Below are 18,894 nucleotides of genomic sequence, written 5' to 3'. Positions count from 1 at the left end.
ACTTCTCTCCTGACAATCCTGGATAAATATCTGCAAAAAGCCCGGCCTCGTGCCGGGTTTTTTGTTTTGACGCATTTCCGGACGGAAAACCGAATTCCACTTTTCCTGGAAATGCTCTAATCCGGCAAATGAAACGCGCGGCGGAAATAGGAGCGGAAGGCCATCATGGCCGGGCTGAACTCCACATTGCGCCGCCAGGCAAGGCCGACATCCATGGAGGGGACCGGATCGCTGAGATTGATGGTTTCGATCCGCCGCCCTTCCAGCGACCAGGGGCGATGCACCATATCCGAAAGAACCGCCACGCCCTGGCCATTGGCCACCATGGATCGCACGGCTTCTACCGAAGAGGTTCTGAGCGTGATGCGCGGCAGATAGGGCGTCTGGCTCCAGTATTTCAGCGAGGTGTGCGAGGCCTCATCCACCGTCAGCATGATGTAATCTTCCTCCGCCACATCCTTGAGGCCGATGGCGGGCAGGGAAAGCAGCCGGTGGCGCGAGGGCACCCAGAGCCTGCGCGCCGAGCTTAAAAGCTTTTCCGTCGTCAGTTCCGAATTGAGAATGTTCGAAGTCAGCATCACGGCGATGTCGTAGCGGTTGGTCAGCAAGCCTTCCTCGACGCTTTCGCGGTTTAGTTCGAAGAGCTTGATGGTGATGCCGGGAAACTGCCGCCGCAGCCTTTCCATATGCTGAGGCAGAAAATAGCCGATCACCGTATAGCTGGCCGCAACGGTCAGGCTGCCTTCAACATCGCTTGCCGGCAGGGCAAGCTTGGTCATTTCCTCCACTTTCTGAAGGATGTCATAGGCCTGGGACAGCAATTGCCGCCCGGCAATGGTGAGATCCATTCCGTGAGCCGCGCGCTCGAAAAGCGCCGCGCCGACGGTTTCCTCCATGTCCTTGATGGCCGTGGTCACCGCCGACTGCGAAATGGCGAGATTGACCGCCGCCTGCGAGACCTGTCCCGCCTCCGCCGTGGCGACAAAATAGCGAAGTTGCTTGAGGCTGAGCGCCATGGAAAGGATCTCTTCCTGTATCTGTTTTTTTGATATTGATCTTCAAAAAACAGTATTTTTCAAATGAAAAAATCTTTCCTAGTCTCTGCCCATATCGCAAGCAGACCCTCTGATTGGGTAAATAACAGGCAGGTGGGACATTTCAGTGAAAGAGATAGTCGATATCAATTGCGACATGGGTGAAGCTTTCGGGCGCTGGCATGTAGGCGATACCCAGGATAGCGCCCTGATGGAACTGATCAGTTCCGCCAATATCGCTGCCGGGTTTCATGCAGGCGATCCCAATCTGATGGATGAGACGGTGCGGCTGGCGGTGTCGCATGGGGTGGGAGTGGGTGCCCATCCGGGTTATCGCGACTTGCAGGGTTTCGGTCGCCGCCGCATTCAGGGCACGGCGCGGGAACTGGTGAACGACATCGTCTATCAGGTAGGCGCCATTCGCGAATTTGCCCGCCGTCATGGGGCAAGCCTCCAGCATGTAAAGCCGCATGGGGCGCTTTATATGGAAATGGCCGTCAATAACGAGTTCGCGCAGATCTTCATCGATTATATGCGGGCGGTCGCCCCCAATGCCTATGTGTTCTGCATGGCCGGGTCCGCCACCGAGCGCGCGGCGCGGGAAGCGGGCCAGCCGGTTGCCCGCGAATTTTACGCCGACCGAGATTATGACGAAAGCGGCTCCATCGTCTTCACCCGCGATGCCGGCAGGCCCGACCCTGCCGCCCTGGCGCGCAAGGTGGTGCGGGCCTGCCGCGAAGGCAAGGTCACGACCGTGACCGGCCGGGATATCGACATTCCCTTCGAGACGATCTGTTTCCACTCCGATACGCTCGGAGCGCTGGACATCGTCAGGCAGATGCGGGCCGGGCTGCTGGCCGAGGGCATTCGCATCGCGCCGATTTCCGAAATTCTGAGAGCATAATTCGACCGGAGTGGAACGAGCACGACCAAGATTATGCTTCAAAAGCAAATAATTAAAGCGCCGGTCTGATTCAGTCATATCGAAAGGCGCTCTCAATAACCACAAAAGCGGAGAACAGCATGAGCACGCTGGAGATCAAATCCCCTTTGCCGGGCACTTTTTATCGCAAGCCGTCGCCGGATGCCGCGCCCTTCAAGGCCGATGGCGAAACGGTTGCGGCTGGCGAGGTGATCGGCCTGATCGAAGTGATGAAGACCTTCCATGAAATCCGGGCGGATGTCTCCGGCACGGCTGTCGCCTTCCAGGTGGATGATAATGAGCCGGTGATGGCCGGGCAGGTGCTGGCGGAGGTTCAGGCATGAGCATCACATCGCTGCTCATTGCCAATCGCGGGGAAATAGCGGTGCGCATCATTCGCGCCGCCCAGGCCATGGGCATTCGCACGGTGCAGGTTCATTCCGCAGCCGACCGGGATATGCTGGCGGTGAAGCTTGCGGATGAGGCGGTCGAAATCGGCCCGCCATCGGCAGCAAAGTCCTATCTGAACATTGAGGCTGTGCTGAAGGCGGCGCGGGAGACGGGCGTCGAGGCCATTCATCCCGGCTATGGGTTTCTTTCGGAAAATGCCGGTTTTGCCAAAGCGGTGGAAGAGGCCGGGCTGATCTTCATCGGCCCCAGACCGGAAGCAATCGCGCTTTTGGGCGACAAGGTGGAAGCGCGCAAGATTGCTGCTCGGGCGGGTGTTCCCACCGTCCCGGGTTCGGATGGTCGGGTGGATTCACTTGAAAAGGCCCGTCCGCTGGTCGAGGCTATCGGTTTTCCGGTGATGATCAAGGCTGCCGCCGGTGGCGGCGGGCGCGGCATTCGCATTGCCGAAACGCTGGAAGAGTTCGAACGGCTGTTTCCGCAAGCCTCCGCCGAAGCCCAGGCTGCCTTTGGCGATGGCGGGCTTTACATCGAAAAAGTCATCACCCGCGCCCGGCATGTGGAGGTGCAGATTCTCGCCGACGGGCAAAACGCCATTCACTGCTTCGAGCGCGAATGCTCGCTGCAACGGCGGCGGCAGAAGGTGTGGGAGGAAGCCCCCGCTTTCCGCCTGCCGGACGAGGCCAGAAAGGCGCTGTGCGAAAGCGCCGTGCGGCTGGCCCGCGAGGTGAATTACCGCGGCGCCGGCACGGTGGAATATTTGTACGACGACGAGACGGGCGATTTTTATTTCATCGAGGTCAATACCCGTATCCAGGTGGAGCATCCGGTGACGGAAATGATCACCGGCATTGATCTCGTCCAGGAAATGATCAGGATTGCTGGCGGCGCGCCGCTCTCCATCCGGCAGGAGGATGTGGTGGTGCGCGGCCATGCCATCGAATGCCGGATCACGGCGGAAGATCCCGCGAAAAACTTCCTGCCCGCGCCCGGCACGGTCTCGACCCTCACCATTCCGCAGGGGGAGGGGCTGCGCTTCGACAGCTTCCTCTATGAAGGCTACAGCGTGCCGCCTTTCTATGATTCGCTGCTGGGCAAGCTCGTCGTCTGGGGCGAAGACCGGCAGGCCTGCATTGCTCGTCTGAAGACAGCGTTGGCGGCCACTGACATAGGCGGCCTTGCCACCACCGTGCCGCTGCATGTGGCGCTGGCTGAGGAGCCTGCCGTGCTGGCGGGCGATGTCCATACCCGCTTTCTCGAACCCTGGCTGGAAACGGCCTTTCCCGCCACCCCGTCCAAGGAGCTTGTCTGATGCCGATGCGCTATACATTCGGGGGTGACGAACACCTCTTCGTGGAATGTAGCGAGGAGATGTCTCTGGAGGCTTTCTTCGCTTCGCTTTCCATGACCAACGGGGTGCGCCAAGCTGCCATCAAGGGTGTGACGGAAATCTGCCCGGCCAATGCCTCCTTCCAGATCAAGTTCGATCCCGACATCATCGATCCCGCCGACATGCTGCGCGAAGTGCAGGCCATCGAGGCGGCGGCAGCCCGCGCCGAGCCGGTGATTTCGACACGGATCATCGAAATTCCGGTGTTTTATGGTGATCCCTGGACGCATGAGACGCTGATGCGCTTTCGGGAGCGCCATCAGGACCCCGCCGGAACGGATCTGGACTATGCCGCGCGGGTGAACAACTACGGCACGGTGGAGGATTTCATCGCCGCTCATGCCGGTTCGCCCTGGTTCGTTTCCATGGTCGGCTTCGTTTCCGGCCTGCCCTTCATGTACCAGATGGTCGAGCGGCAGCGGCAGATCCAGGTGCCGAAATATCTGCGCCCGCGCACGGATACGCCCCGCCTGACGGTAGGCCATGGCGGCTGCTTCGGCTGCATCTATTCAGTGCGCGGTGCGGGCGGTTATCAGATGTTCGGCATCACTCCCATGCCGATCTACGATCCCACCCAGAGCATTTCCTATCTCAAGGACTTCATGGTGTTTTTCCGTCCGGGCGACATCGTCAAGTTCAAGCCGATCGATCGGGACGCCTATGATCAGGCGGTGGAAGATGTGGACAAGGGCCGCTTTACGCCGCCGATCCGCGAGGTGCTGTTCGATCTCAGGGAATTCCAGAAGGATATCGACGGTTACAACGCCAAGCTGGAGGAGGCGCTCCATGGCCATTAAGGTTCTTCATCCCGGGCTTGCAACCTCCATCCAGGATCTTGGCCGCCCAGGCTATTTCCATCTCGGCATTCCCCAGGGCGGGGCCATGGACCGGCTGGCCTTGCGGGCGGCCAATCTGCTGGTGGGCAATGAGGAAGGGGCAGCAGCCCTGGAAGCGGTATTTCTCGGCCCCAAGCTCGAATTCCAGCGGGATGCCGTGGTGGCCGTCACCGGGGCCGACATGCCGATCAAGCTGGACGGCAAGGAAAAGCCCGGCTGGACCGGCTTTGCCGTGCGCAAGGGGCAGGTTCTGTCGTTTGATTTTCTGCGCAAGGGCGCACGCATCTATATCGCCGTTTCCGGCGGGATCGACGTGCCGCTGGCGCTGGGGTCCCGCTCCACCTATGCCATTGGCGCGCTGGGTGGGTTCAAGGGCAGGGCGCTGGCCGAAGGCGATGAACTGCCGGTGGGCGCTGCAAGCAGCATTGCGGAAGGCCGCAGCGTGCCGGAAAAACTGCGCCGCGCGCCCGGCATGCTGGCGGAGTTGCGTGTTCTGCCCGGCCTTTACTGGCATCGAATCACCGAATCCGCAGGGCGCAATTTTTTTGAGGATGAATGGAAGGTGGCGCCCGAGGCCGACCGCATGGGCTATCGCTTCCGTGGCGGGCGCAAGCTGGATTTCGTGGAGCGTGAGCAACCCTTTGGCGCAGGCTCCGACCCCTCCAACATCGTCGACAGCTGCTATCCGTATGGGTCCATTCAGGTTCCGGGCGGGACCGAGCCGATCATCCTGCACAGGGATGCCGTTTCGGGCGGCGGCTATTTCATGATCGGCACGGTGATTTCCGCCGATATGGACCTGATCGGCCAATTGCAGCCGCATACGCCCACGCGTTTTATCAAGGTAGGCATGGAGGAAGCGCTTGCGGCGCGCCAGGCAGCCCTTGCGGATGTGAACCGGATTCGTGCGCTTTTCTGAGCATTTACAGGAAAAGTGGAGTCCGGTTTTCCGTAAAAAAATGCGGAAAGCCTCAAAACTGTTTCAAGCATCGGGCTTTTCGAGCCCGATGCTTATTAGGGGATATTGGCCGGTCATGCACCCGTTTCCGACCGCCGGTTGGCCTCGGCGGATGCCTTTATAGCGTCCCAGTCATCCGGGGTCGTGACGACCTCCTCGATCTTCGGCGGGATGTATATGCGGCCCGTCGGCGACGACTTTATATAAAGGTTCACGGTGTCGTTGACCGTTCGCGACAGCATCTCGTTGATGTTGTCGGTCTGTTTCTTGAACTCTTTTTCCTGTTTGATGCTCTGATAGATCGCAAGCCCGGCCCAAGCCGCCCAGGAGACGGCCCCCGCAACGGCAAAGACGGTCGAAAACACGCCGGTTGCGAGACCAATGGCTGCGCCGGTGCGGCCAAGAAAGGTCGAGTTTGCCAGCATATAGGCAACGCCGGTGATGCCTTCGAAGGCGCCCACCGTATCCGCTGCCGTTCCAATGCCCATGAAAATCAGATCCACAGGATCGCCGCCGCCCTGGTCTATGGCCTTGAGGAACTGATAATATTCCACCGGCAGCCAGCCCACCGCGGCAATGCCGCCCGCAATGGTGCCGGTATTCTTGAAAAAGGCTGTGATAACCTTGTTTTCCGCCACGGCCAGTTCACCGGCACTGCCTGTCAGTGAACCGATGAAGCTGAGATTGGACGATTTGACGGCGTCTCCCAGTGCCGCAGCGGTGGTCGCCAAGGCCGAGACGCTATGAATGATCACAAGGCCGATGCTGTCCCAGGTCGGGTTGGTCATGTTGAGACCGGCATAGATTGCTCGCGAGGCATTCAGCACCGTGGTCACGCCCGACAGCAAGGTCTCCTTGTATTTCGCGGAATCAACGCCGGCTGGCGCTGACGTTACGGTCTGGTCGATCAGTTTGCTGATCTGGGCCTTGATGGAATCGACACTGCCGCCCGGTTTCAGCAATCCCCACATCGCGGCGAAGATAGTGGTAAAGTTGCTTTTGTATTGAGCAATCGCATCCGCATTATTGGCGAAATAGGTATTGGCCAAGGCATCGGCACTGGGGGCGATGATCTTATCAAGAGCTGCTTTTTCGTCAGCTGTCGTGATCACGATGGGATCGATGATATTCGTGTCACCCAGCAATGTTTTCACAAGATTGGAGATCGTTTGCGACGTGCTTTTCAGGCTCGACTGCAGCAGATCCTTATCCAGGTAGGAGAGGTTGAGGTTGCTGACGGTCTTGCTCCAGGCCTTGTTATCCACCCCGAACATCGTTTTGGCTATCCCGGCGCTTGCCGTGCTGCCGATGAAGAACGGAGAACTGCCCCCGCTTGCCGCCATTCCTTGGCCCGCCAGCCCGGTGGCTTCCGTCAGCATGGTGATGACATCGTTGACCGAATAGGTGGACAGGTTGCCCGTTGCGCGCATGACCCGGGCCATGCCGTCTGTTTCGTTCGTCGGGACTTTCGAGACGAGACTGGCGCCCAGCAGCAGTCCCTGAAGAGCGGTCTGCACAAGGTTCTGATAGCCGTTCACATCGCCGCCAAGCGATTTCAACCCTGAAACGGCGCGCTCCAGATTGCCAGCAAGATCGGCGAGGCTCATTTCACCGGAAGCGGCTTTTTCCAGCAGAGGCTCCAACCGGTTGAGCACATCCTGCTTGAAATGTTCGCGGTCCTTGGCCTTGTCTGCGCCGGTACCATACCACTGCTCTGCCATGGCCTCGACGCTGGCGTCGAACAGCCGCGAGACGCCATCGCCATCCTTGTAGTTCACATCGGATTCGGCCACCTTCTGCAAGGCTGAAAGGTCGATATGGAGATCGCCAAAGACGTCTCCGCCCTGTTTCACCAGGCTGCTGTCCAAAACCGGAATGATGGAACCCAGACCCAGCTTCTGGTTGTCTGTCAAGCCGGTGCCCAAACCTTCATTGATCAGCCCATCGAGAGTCTCCTTGGCGTCGCTCATATGGGTGATGATGTTCTTGTCGAAAAATTCCGCGTATTTTTTCGCTGCCGCACTCGCCCCGGCCTTCACCATGTCGTCGGGCAGTACCATCGAATAAAAACTAAGCGCGGTGTTGTATTCCTGGCTGATGGTGTTGATATCCTTGCCTGCGGCAAGGCCCTCATCCAGAATGCCCCCCTGCACCACGTCCTTCTGATAGGCATCGAGGATTTTTTGCCTCAACGCCTTCATATTATTGTCCCGCGTCATCGTCTGATCCATCAGCGTCATCACATCCTGGTCCGTATCGGCCGGCGAGACGCGATAGCCTTCGAAAATCAGCTTATAGGCTTTCAGAACCTTCTCGGTCATTTGCGCCTTCACATCCGGGTCAGCGCCCAGAATCGCGATGGCATTGTTCAGATCGCCATTGACCTCATCGCCATTATTCGTGCCCCGTTCATTGTCGCCCAGATGATCGACATACTGGTGATAGGTCGACTGCGTCTGCAACAGATCGAGATACATGATGAGCTTTTGCTCAGGCGTGTAATTCTGCGGATTGCGCAGTACGTCCAGGCTTTCGAATGATTTGTCCTTCTGCTTGAGGCCATACATGAAGCCCTCGTTGATTTCGGTCATGAAATCAGAGTTGAACAGCAGATCAATCGTATCTTGAATCGGTGCCGTCGGATCTTCCGTACTGGTATCCGTGGTGGACGCCAACGAAACGAAGGAGGCTTTTTCGTCTCCTGTCGTCGTCAGGGAAAGGTTCGAGGTCGTTCCGTCCTTGATCGAATAAGGTGAGATGCGTGTGGTAGACGTGCCGGATTTGGATGACGATGTTTTTTCACTGCTCGAATCGTCGCCGGTTTGCTGCGGCGTAACGATGAGTGACGAATAATCCAGTGTATTCACGGTGGTGGTGACAGCCATTTCGTTCCCCTTATACGAAATATATGGCTGAGCCTGATTGCCCCTCATTGTTGAAAATTGATATGAAAGGTAACTTCCGCTCAATATTTCGTTTTTAGATTTTTCTAAAACATAAACCATTAAGGTTAAGTTTCGTAAATAAATAAACGTTGCTTTCACAGATCTGTCAATATTGTCTTGATGAGGAGGAAGATCTGCCGAATGCGAAAGTGACGGCTCCGCCGTCGCGTTGAAGCGATGGGTCGGTCTATGACCATTTCCAGGAAAAGTGCAGTCGCGGTTTTCCCTCCGCACATGCTTTATGATGCCGATAGGGAAGGGCGCGCCAGTATGCAACTTCATCGACGCTCCGCGCTCAAAGCCGTATGAGACGTTTGCGGCAATTGGGTGTGGGAGGGTCGCTTGATCGTTTGCTGGAGGTAAAGACGCTGAGCTGATACGACGGAGCCGCAGCCACGAAAGACCCCGGCTGCGCAGCGCAACACAGAGGCAAATAATCGAGCGTAACATAAGGAAAAATGGTGGGCGATGAGAGACTCGAACTCCCGACATCCTCGGTGTAAACGAGGCGCTCTACCAACTGAGCTAATCGCCCTTCGCGTTTTGCAGCTTGTCGCCGCCGCGTCGGTGGCTGTGATGTATTTCGTGTTTGCAAAAACCGCAAGAGTGTTGTGACGATTTTTTTGCATTTTTGGCGGATTTGCAGCCAAAATCGATCTAAATATATGAAAGAAAACAGTTCTAAATCGCTGTGTTTTGAAGGTCTTGGCCTCGTCTCCCGGTTTTCCCCAGGCATGTCTCCAAGAAAATTCAAAGGGTCACGATTTTGTCTTGAATGCTGCTTGACACCCATGAAGGAAGGACTTAGTTAGCCGCTCATCGAACGGCGGTTGCCGCTTCGGTGAGAGAGGAAAGCTTCTTTCCTTCAAGATTAGCGGGTGTAGCTCAGTCGGTTAGAGTGCCGGCCTGTCACGCCGGAGGTCGCGGGTTCGAGCCCCGTCACTCGCGCCATCTTGTCTCTCACGGTAAGTTGAATGGTGATCCATTCGGAAGTCTTCGGGCTTCATAATGCGCGGGTGTAGCTCAGTCGGTTAGAGTGCCGGCCTGTCACGCCGGAGGTCGCGGGTTCGAGCCCCGTCACTCGCGCCATTTTTCTCCACTTTATCCGAGTTGGTTGTCTCTTGTAGTTCTCGGAATTTAGCCTCTGTTCACACTTGCCTGAAGTGTTTATTAAACTCTTCATGTGCATGTGCGAAATGCATTTCGCGGACTTGCGCAACCTCTCAGGCTGCGCTAACCACGGCTCGTTGCAACAGTCTTTTTTCGCCTGCCGGCCCAAGGGCCGTAGATGTCGCCAGACGTTTTTTGCAGGCAGGGATGGATATGATGACTGAACTCCTCAGTTCCTACCTTCCGATCGTGGTTTTCATCGCCATTGCGATGGTTATAGGCCTCGCTCTCCTGATCACCCCCTTCGCAGTCGCATTCAAGGCGCCCGATGCTGAAAAGCTCTCCGCTTATGAGTGCGGTTTCAATGCCTTCGACGATGCGCGCATGAAGTTCGACATCCGATTCTATCTGGTGTCCATTCTCTTCATCATCTTCGATCTCGAAGTGGCTTTCCTGTTTCCGTGGGCGGTTTCGTTCGGTGCGATCGGCTGGTTCGGCTTCTGGTCGATGATGGTCTTCCTCGGTGTGCTGACCATCGGCTTTATCTATGAATGGAAGAAGGGAGCCCTGGAATGGGAGTGACCCGTCAGACAGGAACCCTGGTGGCGCCGCAGCCCAAGGGTATTCTCGATCCGTCGACCGGCAAGCCGATCGGCAATGACAGCGCCTTTTTCGGTGAAATCAATGACGAGCTGGCCGATAAGGGCTTTATCGTTACCTCGACCCAGGCTCTGATTACCTGGGCGCGGACCGGCTCGCTGATGTGGATGCAGTTCGGTCTGGCCTGCTGCGCCGTGGAAGGTCTGATGCAGGCTTCCGGCCCGCGTTATGATATGGAGCGCTTCGGCGTTGCGCCGCGTGCGTCTCCGCGCCAGTCGGACGTGATGATCGTGGCCGGTACGCTGACCAACAAGATGGCGCCTGCGTTGCGCAAGGTCTATGACCAGATGCCGGAGCCGCGCTATGTGATTTCCATGGGCTCCTGTGCCAATGGCGGCGGCTACTACCACTATTCCTATTCCGTGGTGCGTGGCTGCGACCGGGTCGTGCCTGTCGATATCTATGTGCCGGGCTGTCCCCCCACGGCAGAAGCGCTGCTCTATGGCGTGCTGCTGCTGCAAAAGAAAATCCGCCGTACCGGTACGATTGAACGGTAAGGGCGAGGGACCGAAGCTATGAGTGAAGCCCTTCTGGAGCTTTCGAACCACATCAGCGAAAAGGCAGCTGGCCTCATCACGGCTGCCGAGGTGGCGTATGGCGAGTTGACCGTCTCGACCACGGTGGACAAGCTGATCGAACTGGTGACCTTTCTGCGTGACGATCCGCGCTGTGGTTTCATCAATATTGTCGACGTCTGCGGCGTTGACTACCCGAAGCGGCTCGACCGTTTCGATGTGGTCTACCACTTTCTGTCGCCCAGGCAGAACCAGCGCATCCGCGTGAAGCTGCAAACGAATGAAACCACGCCGGTTCCGTCCATCTGTCCGATGTTCCCCGGCGCTGACTGGTTCGAGCGCGAGGCCTGGGATCTTTACGGTATCCTGTTCACCGGCCATCCGGATCTTCGCCGCATCCTCACGGATTACGGTTTCGAAGGGCACCCGCTGCGCAAGGATTTTCCGCTGACCGGTTTTGTCGAAGTGCGCTACGACGATACCGCAAAGCGCGTCATTTACGAGCCTGTCGAACTGAGGCAGGAATTCCGCAATTTCGACTTCCTCTCGCCCTGGGAAGGCACGGATTACGTGCTGCCCGGTGACGAGAAGGCTGCCAAGTAAGGGAGCGTGAAAGTCAGGCTCATGACCGAACATTCCGTCCGCAACTTCACGATCAACTTCGGCCCCGAACATCCTTCGGCCCATGGCGTTCTGCGTCTGGTCCTTGAGCTGGATGGCGAAATCGTCGAGCGCGTCGATCCACATATCGGCCTTCTGCATCGCGGCACCGAGAAGCTGATCGAGGCGAAAACCTATCTCCAGGCATTGCCCTATTTCGACCGGCTCGATTACGTCGCGCCGATGAACCAAGAGCATGCCTACTGTCTCGCGGTTGAAAAGCTGCTGGGGCTGAACATTCCGATTCGCGGTCAGTTGATCCGCGTGCTTTATTCGGAAATTGGCCGCATCCTGTCCCACATCATGAACGTCACGACGCAGGCCATGGACGTCGGCGCAATGACGCCGCCGGTCTGGGGCTTTGAAGAGCGTGAAAAGCTCATGGTGTTTTATGAGCGTGCCTCCGGCGCGCGCATGCACGCGGCCTATTTCCGTCCGGGGGGCATCCATCAGGATATCCCGCCGGAACTGGTCGAGGATATCGGTGCCTGGTGCGACCCCTTCCTCAAGGTTCTCGATGATATCGAAGGCCTGCTGACCGAAAACCGCATCTTCAAGCAGCGTAACGTCGATATCGGCGTTGTCAGCCTCGAGGACGCCTGGCGCTGGGGCTTCTCGGGCGTGATGGTGCGCGGCTCCGGTGCGGCCTGGGACCTGCGCAAGGCGCAGCCCTATGAGTGCTATTCCGAAATGGATTTCGACATTCCGGTCGGCAAGAATGGCGACTGCTATGATCGCTACCTGATCCGCATGCAGGAAATGCGTGAGGCGGTGAAGATCATGAAGCAGTGCGTCAACCGGCTGCTGGGAGATGCGAAGACCGGCCCCGTCTCCTCGCTGGACGGCAAGGTCGTGCCGCCGAAGCGCGGGGAAATGAAGCGTTCGATGGAAGCGCTGATCCACCACTTCAAGCTCTACACGGAAGGCTATCACGTGCCCGCCGGTGAGGTCTATGCCGCCGTTGAAGCCCCCAAGGGCGAGTTCGGCGTCTATCTCGTCGCCGATGGCACCAACAAGCCCTATCGTTGCAAGATTCGCGCTCCGGGCTTCGTGCACCTGGCGGCCATGGATTTCCTGACGCGCGGCCATCAGCTGGCCGACGTCACGGCGATCCTCGGATCTCTCGACATCGTGTTCGGTGAGGTGGACCGCTGATGCCAGCCGGGTTGCTGATGGATGAGACGGGATTTGCCGGTGCGGCTTGCCGCGCCGGATCCACCTTGTCGTCGGCTGCCGTTTTTCAAGACAAGACGGTCCGCGTGCCGCTTCGCTGTCGCGAAGCCCTGGCCTCGGCCGATAAACTGAATAAGGCGTGAGGAAGCATGTCCGTTCGTCGTTTAGCCGAAGATCAATTTCAGCCCGCGGCTTTCGCGTTCAACGCGGAAAATACCGCTTGGGCCGAGGCCACTATCCGCAAATATCCAGAGGGCCGTCAGCAATCGGCGGTCATTCCGCTGTTGATGCGGGCACAGGAGCAGGATGGCTGGGTCACCAAGGCTGCCATTGAATTCGTGGCCGAAAAGCTGCAGATGCCTTATATCCGCGTGCTGGAAGTGGCGACCTTCTATACCCAGTTCCAGCTGAAGCCGGTGGGCACGAAGGCGCATATCCAGATTTGCGGCACGACGCCCTGCATGCTGCGCGGCGCGGAAGATCTGATGCATGTCTGCAAGCGTAAGATCAACGCGGAGCCCTTTGAGCGCAATGCGTCCGGCACGCTGTCCTGGGAAGAGGTCGAGTGTCAGGGCGCCTGCGTCAATGCACCGATGGTGATTATCTTCAAGGACGCCTATGAGGATTTGACGCCGGAGCGTCTCGAGGAAATCATCGACGCGTTCGAGGCAGGCAAGGGCGCCGAGGTGAAGACCGGTCCGCAAATCGCGCGTGATTTCTCCGCCCCTGAAGGTGGCTTGAGCACGCTGACGCAAGAGATCAAGCCGGTTCGCTGGGCGGATGGCAATGGTGCACCGGTCCAGACCGAGGGCAGCGAGGTGCCGCCGTCCAATGCTGCGCGTCCGCAGACGGATACGCCGGTGACCGATCCGAAGCTGAAAACGCCAGCGACGGACAAGCCTGCCGCAGCAGAGAATGCGAAAGTCTCCGGCGACAACGCCGACAAGGCCAAGGGTTAAGATATGTTACAGGATCAGGATCGCATCTTTACCAATATCTACGGCCTGAAGGATAAATCCCTGAAAGGCGCGATGAGCCGCGGCCACTGGGACGGCACCAAGCAGATCATCGAAAAGGGCCGGGACTGGATCATCAACGAGATGAAGGCTTCCGGTCTTCGCGGGCGTGGCGGCGCAGGCTTCCCGACGGGGCTGAAGTGGTCCTTCATGCCCAAGGAAAGCGATGGCCGTCCGCATTACCTCGTCGTGAATGCCGACGAATCGGAGCCCGGGACCTGTAAGGACCGCGACATCATGCGCCACGATCCGCACACGCTGATCGAAGGCTGCGTGATCGCCGGTTTCGCCATGGGTGCGCATACCGCCTATATCTATGTGCGCGGCGAATATATGCGCGAGCGTGAAGCGCTTCAGGCGGCCATTGACGAGTGCTATGACTACGGCCTGCTCGGCAAGAACAACAAGAACGGCTGGGATTTCGACATCTACGTCCATCATGGCGCGGGTGCCTATATCTGCGGCGAGGAAACAGCACTGCTCGAAAGCCTGGAAGGCAAGAAGGGCCAGCCGCGCCTGAAGCCGCCGTTCCCGGCCAATATGGGTCTGTACGGCTGCCCGACCACGGTCAACAACGTTGAATCGATCGCGGTTGCGCCGACCATCTTGCGTCGTGGGGCCAGCTGGTTTTCCGCTATTGGCCGCGCCAATAATGTCGGCACGAAGCTGTTCATGGTGTCGGGCCATGTCAACAAACCCTGCACCTTCGAAGAAGCCATGGGCCTGTCGTTCCGAGAGCTGATCGAACGTCATTGCGGCGGCATTCGCGGCGGCTGGGACAATCTGCTGGCTGTCATTCCCGGCGGCGCGTCCTGTCCGGTCGTGCGCGGCGAGGACATGGCCGATGCGATCATGGACTTCGACGGCATGCGGGAGGTGAAGTCTTCCTTCGGGACCGGCGGCATGATCGTGATGGACAAGTCCACCGATATCATCAAGGCCATCTGGCGCATCTCGGCTTTCTTCAAGCATGAGAGCTGCGGCCAGTGCACGCCCTGCCGCGAAGGCACGGGCTGGATGATGCGCGTTCTCGGCCGCATGGTAAAAGGCCAGGCGCAAAAGCGTGAAATCGACATGCTGTTCCAGGTGACGAAGCAGATCGAAGGGCACACGATTTGCGCCCTGGGCGATGCTGCTGCCTGGCCGGTTCAGGGCTTGATCCGCAATTTCCGTCCGGAAATCGAAAAGCGGATTGACGAATATACCCGCAACGCCACCGCGCATGGCGCGGTCATGGAAGCAGCCGAGTAAGGACTGGGATCATGGCAGAGGCTTCACGCAAGAGATCGGATGCAGCATCGGACATGCCGGTGGATATCGCGCCGGTGCTCGAGTCCCTGAAGGATCTGCCGACCCCGCCGCTGCATCCGCTGATGGCGCATCCGGTTGCAGCCGCGACGGCCGCCACGGTGATCGGACTGGGCTTTGCCAGTCAGATGGCTGGCGCGATGATGGGAAGCTGGCAGAATGCCATGCAGGCCATGTTGCGCGGGCAAGAGCCGGAGCTGGTTGCGGAGAAGGAGGACCTGCCGGTCGAGCGTGAGGAGCCGGTTGTCGTTGCGCCAATCGAGCCCATCGCTGACGTCAAGGCTGCCATGCCTGAAAAGCCGGTGAAGAAGGCGGCGCCCGCTCCGCGCGCGAAAGCGCCGAAGGTCGACGTCAAGCCGAAGGCACCGGTCTCCAGGCGGGCAAAACCCGCGGCCCGTGAGGATCTGAAGGCAATTGCCGGCATAGGTCCAAAGGTCGAGGAGATGCTGCGCAAGGCAGGTGTGACACGGCTTTCTGACATCGCGCGCTGGAGCGTGGATGATGCGAAACGCATCGATGCAGAGTTAGGACTTGACGGACGCGTCCTGCGGGACGATTGGGTTGGTCAGGCAAAGCAAATCACGGGCGTCACCCCCTGACGCCCAAGGGTCGGGGTGAGGGTATCACCTTCACCAGCTAATCAGGAACTCTGGTGTCAGCCATGCATGTCGGCCATGGTGGACGGTGTCAGGGAACCGGAACAAGGACATGCGCAGCCGGGACGGAGACATCCGCCCGTGCCGCCTTTGTGCGGTTGTTGCGATGGACGTGAGACAGGAAGGCGAAAATGGCAAAGCTGAAAGTCGACGGTAAGGAGATCGAGGTTCCGGATCATTTCACGCTGTTGCAGGCGTGTGAGGAAGCCGGCGCCGAGGTTCCGCGCTTTTGTTTCCACGAGCGGCTGTCCGTCGCGGGCAATTGCCGTATGTGTCTCGTGGAAGTAAAGGGCGGCCCGCCCAAGCCCGCAGCCTCCTGCGCCATGGGCGTGCGCGATATTCGCGGCGGCCCGAACGGGGAATTGCCGGAAGTCTTCACCAATACGCCGATGGTCAAGAAGGCCCGCGAAGGCGTTATGGAATTTCTGCTGATCAACCACCCGCTGGATTGCCCGATCTGCGACCAGGGCGGTGAGTGCGACCTGCAGGACCAGGCCATGGCCTTCGGCATCGACAGTTCCCGCTATGGCGAAGACAAGCGGGCCGTCGAGGACAAGTATATCGGGCCGCTGGTAAAGACCGTGATGAACCGCTGCATTCACTGCACGCGCTGCGTCCGCTTCACCACGGAAGTGGCAGGCATCGCAGAACTCGGTCTGATCGGTCGTGGTGAAGACGCCGAAATCACCACCTATCTCGAACAGGCCATGACCTCGGAACTGCAGGGCAACGTGGTTGACCTGTGTCCGGTTGGCGCTCTCACCTCCAAGCCCTTCGCCTTTACAGCGCGTCCGTGGGAACTGGGCAAGACCGAATCCATCGACGTGATGGACGCTCTCGGGTCTGCCATCCGTGTCGATACGCGCGGCCGCGAGGTCATGCGCATCATGCCGCGAGTCAATGACCAGATCAACGAGGAGTGGATCTCCGACAAGAGCCGTTTCATCTGGGATGGCCTGAAGACGCAGCGTCTGGATCGTCCCTATGTGCGCCGCAATGGCCGTTTGCAGCCGGCAAGCTGGCCGGAAGCCTTTGCCGAGATCAAGACGGCAGTTGCTCAGACGAATGGTTCGAAGATCGGTGCGATCGCTGGTGATCTGGCATCGGTTGAAGAGCTTTACGCCCTGAAGGAACTGCTGGTTTCGCTCGGTTCCACCAGCTACGACTGTCGTCAGGATGGCGTGGCGCTGGATCCGTCGCTCGGTCGCGCCAGCTACCTGTTCAATCCCACCATCGAAGGGATCGAGCAGGCCGATGCGCTGCTGATCGTTGGCGCCAACCCACGCTTTGAGGCCGCTGTTCTCAATGCGCGCATCCGCAAGCGTTGGCGTCGTGGTGGCTTCCCGATCGGTGTGATCGGCGAAGCCGGTGAACTGCGCTATGAGTATAGCTATCTCGGTGCTGGTCCGGATACCCTGGCCGAAGTCGCCAATGGCAAGAACAGCTTTGCCGAGGTTCTGAAAAAGGCCGAGCGTCCGCTGATCCTCGTAGGGCAGGGGGCTCTGACGCGCGGCGATGGCGCTGCCGTTCTCTCGCAGGTGGCGGCGCTTGCCGTATCGGTCGGCGCGGTCAAGGATGGCTGGAACGGTTTTGCCGTTCTGCATACGGCAGCGTCGCGGGTTGGCGGTCTCGATCTCGGCTTCGTGCCGGGACAGGGCGGCAAGACGGCTGCGGAGATGCTGACCGCCATGGATGTTCTGTTCCTGCTCGGCGCGGATGAGATCGATCTTTCGGCAAAAACCGCGAAGCTCACCGTCTATATCGGTTCGCATGGCGATCAGGGTGCGCAGAATGCGGATGTCATTCTGCCAGCAGCCGCCTACACCGAAAAGTCCGGAACCTGGGTGAATACCGAGGGCCGCGTCCAGATGGGCAATCGTGCCGGTTTTGCTCCCGGCGAGGCGCGCGAGGATTGGGCCGTTATTCGCGCCCTGTCTGATGTGCTTGGCAAGAAACTGCCGTTCGACTCACTGTCGCAACTTCGCCAGAAGCTCTACCAGGCCTATCCGCATTTCGCTGAAATCGATGAGATCGCCGCCGGCGATGCGGCATCGATTGCCGCGCTCGCCAAAAAAGGCGGAGATATGTCTCAATCTGGGTTTGCTTCGCCGATCAAAGACTTCTATTTGACGAACCCGATTGCACGCGCTTCCGCGGTCATGGCCGAATGCTCGGCCCTGGCGCGCAACAATTTCAAGGCTGCGGCAGAGTAAGGGCAAGGGATCATGGATTCGTTCTTTTCTAGCTATGTATGGCCAGCGGCCATCATGATCGGCCAGTCGCTGCTGCTGCTGGTCTGCCTGCTTGTGTTCATCGCCTATATTCTGCTGGCAGACCGCAAGATCTGGGCTGCCGTTCAGTTGCGTCGTGGTCCGAACGTGGTGGGGCCCTGGGGTCTTTTCCAGTCCTTCGCGGATCTTTTGAAGTTCGTGCTGAAGGAGCCGATCATTCCGGCTGGCGCCAACAAGGGCGTGTTCCTGCTGGCGCCGCTGGTGGCCGTGACGCTGGCGCTTGCAACCTGGGCCGTCATTCCGCTGAATGATGGCTGGGTGATCGCCAATATCAATGTCGGCATTCTCTATGTCTTCGCCATCTCCTCGCTCGAGGTCTATGGCATCATCATGGGCGGTTGGGCGTCGAACTCGAAATATCCCTTCCTGGGTGCTCTGCGCTCTGCCGCACAGATGGTGTCCTATGAAGTGTCGATCGGTTTCGTCATCGTCACTGTTCTTCTGTGTGTCGGCTCGCTAAACCTGACGGATATCGTCCTGGCGCAGAAGTCCGGTCTCGGCACCATGCTCGGCCTGCCGCCGTCCATTCTGGACTGGCATTGGCTCGCCCTGTTCCCGATGTTCGTCATCTTCTTCATTTCGGCACTGGCTGAAACCAACCGTCCTCCATTCGACCTTCCTGAAGCAGAGTCCGAACTCGTTGCTGGCTTCATGGTCGAATATGGGTCGACGCCGTACATGATGTTCATGCTGGGGGAATATGCCGCCATCGTGCTGATGTGTGCGCTGACGACCATTCTGTTCTTGGGCGGCTGGCTTCCGCCGCTCGACATTGCGGTTCTGAACTGGGTTCCGGGGATTATCTGGTTCGTGATCAAGGCTGCGCTGGTGTTCTCGATGTTCGCCATCACCAAGGCTATCGTGCCGCGCTATCGCTATGACCAGCTCATGCGCCTCGGCTGGAAGGTGTTCCTGCCGTTGTCGCTGGTCATGGTCATCATCGTTGCTTTCGTGCTGAAGCTGATGGGTTGGGCGTGATGCGTGCAGCCTTTCCCTTCCGCAGATTTGGAGT

16 protein-coding genes and 3 tRNA genes are annotated in these 18,894 nt (G+C 58.7%); 16 read left to right on the top strand and 3 right to left on the bottom strand.

Translation table 11 applies throughout. From position 1 onward, the window contains the following. Nucleotides 1-116: 116 nt before the first annotated feature. Complete coding sequence (locus QO005_RS01775) at nucleotides 117-1,016, bottom strand: LysR family transcriptional regulator (protein WP_307156245.1); 900 nt, start codon at nucleotides 1,014-1,016, stop codon at nucleotides 117-119. Nucleotides 1,017-1,161: 145 nt separating this feature from the next. On the opposite strand from QO005_RS01775, the gene QO005_RS01770 reads away from it, so the two are divergent. From QO005_RS01770 to QO005_RS01750, 5 genes are all read left to right on the top strand, one after another. Continuing rightward, the gene (locus tag QO005_RS01770; RefSeq protein ID WP_307156244.1) at nucleotides 1,162-1,938 is read left to right on the top strand and encodes a 5-oxoprolinase subunit PxpA; all 777 of its coding nucleotides are present in this window, start codon (nucleotides 1,162-1,164) and stop codon (nucleotides 1,936-1,938) included. 119 nt (nucleotides 1,939-2,057) lie between these two features. Next, the gene (locus tag QO005_RS01765; protein ID WP_307156243.1) at nucleotides 2,058-2,300 is read left to right on the top strand and encodes an acetyl-CoA carboxylase; all 243 of its coding nucleotides are present in this window, start codon (nucleotides 2,058-2,060) and stop codon (nucleotides 2,298-2,300) included. Next, on the top strand, nucleotides 2,297-3,676 hold the full coding sequence (locus tag QO005_RS01760; RefSeq protein WP_307156242.1) for an acetyl-CoA carboxylase biotin carboxylase subunit: 1,380 nt from the start codon (nucleotides 2,297-2,299) through the stop codon (nucleotides 3,674-3,676). Before QO005_RS01765 ends, QO005_RS01760 begins: the two co-directional genes overlap by 4 nt. Then, a complete protein-coding gene (locus QO005_RS01755) occupies nucleotides 3,676-4,551 on the top strand; it encodes a 5-oxoprolinase subunit B family protein (protein ID WP_307156241.1) in 876 nt (291 codons plus the stop codon). The genes QO005_RS01760 and QO005_RS01755 overlap by 1 nt, the downstream gene beginning before the upstream one ends. After that, nucleotides 4,541-5,509, top strand: coding sequence for a 5-oxoprolinase subunit C family protein (locus QO005_RS01750; protein WP_307156240.1), 969 nt, complete (start codon nucleotides 4,541-4,543; stop codon nucleotides 5,507-5,509). The genes QO005_RS01755 and QO005_RS01750 overlap by 11 nt, the downstream gene beginning before the upstream one ends. 113 nt (nucleotides 5,510-5,622) lie before the next feature. Here QO005_RS01750 and QO005_RS01745 read toward each other — a convergent pair whose 3' ends face one another. Both QO005_RS01745 and QO005_RS01740 read right to left on the bottom strand, forming a co-directional pair. Then, complete coding sequence (locus tag QO005_RS01745; RefSeq protein WP_307156239.1) at nucleotides 5,623-8,775, bottom strand: hypothetical protein; 3,153 nt, start codon at nucleotides 8,773-8,775, stop codon at nucleotides 5,623-5,625. Nucleotides 8,776-8,952: 177 nt separating this feature from the next. Further along, nucleotides 8,953-9,028 (bottom strand) — tRNA-Val (locus QO005_RS01740). A 339-nt stretch (nucleotides 9,029-9,367) separates the two neighbouring features. Here QO005_RS01740 and QO005_RS01735 point away from each other — a divergent pair. The 11 genes from QO005_RS01735 to nuoH all read left to right on the top strand — a co-directional run bounded on the left by QO005_RS01735 (nucleotide 9,368) and on the right by nuoH (nucleotide 18,860). Further along, nucleotides 9,368-9,444: transfer RNA gene (locus QO005_RS01735), tRNA-Asp, on the top strand. A gap of 61 nt (nucleotides 9,445-9,505) precedes the next feature. Then, nucleotides 9,506-9,582, top strand: a tRNA-Asp gene (locus QO005_RS01730). 228 nt (nucleotides 9,583-9,810) lie between these two features. Then, nucleotides 9,811-10,185: an NADH-quinone oxidoreductase subunit A gene (locus QO005_RS01725; protein ID WP_307156238.1), complete on the top strand. Its 375-nt coding sequence runs from the start codon at nucleotides 9,811-9,813 to the stop codon at nucleotides 10,183-10,185. Then, nucleotides 10,176-10,760, top strand: a complete 585-nt coding sequence (locus QO005_RS01720) for a NuoB/complex I 20 kDa subunit family protein (protein ID WP_307156237.1) — start codon at nucleotides 10,176-10,178, stop codon at nucleotides 10,758-10,760. The genes QO005_RS01725 and QO005_RS01720 overlap by 10 nt, the downstream gene beginning before the upstream one ends. Nucleotides 10,761-10,778: 18 nt before the next feature. Beyond that, complete coding sequence (locus QO005_RS01715) at nucleotides 10,779-11,381, top strand: NADH-quinone oxidoreductase subunit C (protein ID WP_307156236.1); 603 nt, start codon at nucleotides 10,779-10,781, stop codon at nucleotides 11,379-11,381. Between the two features lie 21 nt (nucleotides 11,382-11,402). Then, nucleotides 11,403-12,593, top strand: coding sequence for an NADH-quinone oxidoreductase subunit D (locus tag QO005_RS01710; protein WP_307156235.1), 1,191 nt, complete (start codon nucleotides 11,403-11,405; stop codon nucleotides 12,591-12,593). Between the two features lie 167 nt (nucleotides 12,594-12,760). Beyond that, a complete protein-coding gene (gene nuoE, locus QO005_RS01705) occupies nucleotides 12,761-13,570 on the top strand; it encodes an NADH-quinone oxidoreductase subunit NuoE (RefSeq protein WP_307156234.1) in 810 nt (269 codons plus the stop codon). A gap of 3 nt (nucleotides 13,571-13,573) precedes the next feature. Further along, nucleotides 13,574-14,878 carry an NADH-quinone oxidoreductase subunit NuoF gene (nuoF, locus tag QO005_RS01700; RefSeq protein WP_307156233.1) on the top strand — a complete coding sequence of 435 codons (1,305 nt, stop codon included), beginning with the start codon at nucleotides 13,574-13,576 and terminating at the stop codon, nucleotides 14,876-14,878. Between the two features lie 11 nt (nucleotides 14,879-14,889). After that, the gene (locus tag QO005_RS01695) at nucleotides 14,890-15,534 is read left to right on the top strand and encodes a helix-hairpin-helix domain-containing protein (RefSeq protein WP_307156232.1); all 645 of its coding nucleotides are present in this window, start codon (nucleotides 14,890-14,892) and stop codon (nucleotides 15,532-15,534) included. Between the two features lie 188 nt (nucleotides 15,535-15,722). Then, nucleotides 15,723-17,804: an NADH-quinone oxidoreductase subunit NuoG gene (gene nuoG, locus QO005_RS01690; RefSeq protein WP_307156231.1), complete on the top strand. Its 2,082-nt coding sequence runs from the start codon at nucleotides 15,723-15,725 to the stop codon at nucleotides 17,802-17,804. Between the two features lie 12 nt (nucleotides 17,805-17,816). Continuing rightward, nucleotides 17,817-18,860 carry an NADH-quinone oxidoreductase subunit NuoH gene (gene nuoH, locus QO005_RS01685; RefSeq protein WP_307156230.1) on the top strand — a complete coding sequence of 348 codons (1,044 nt, stop codon included), beginning with the start codon at nucleotides 17,817-17,819 and terminating at the stop codon, nucleotides 18,858-18,860. Nucleotides 18,861-18,894 lie beyond the last annotated feature (34 nt).

It is taken from the genome of Allorhizobium paknamense (assembly GCF_030815125.1).
GTDB classification, from domain to species: Bacteria; Pseudomonadota; Alphaproteobacteria; order Rhizobiales; family Rhizobiaceae; genus Allorhizobium; species Allorhizobium paknamense.
Note: the sequence above shows the minus strand (reverse complement) of the source record. Positions and strands in the feature narration are given on the sequence as shown.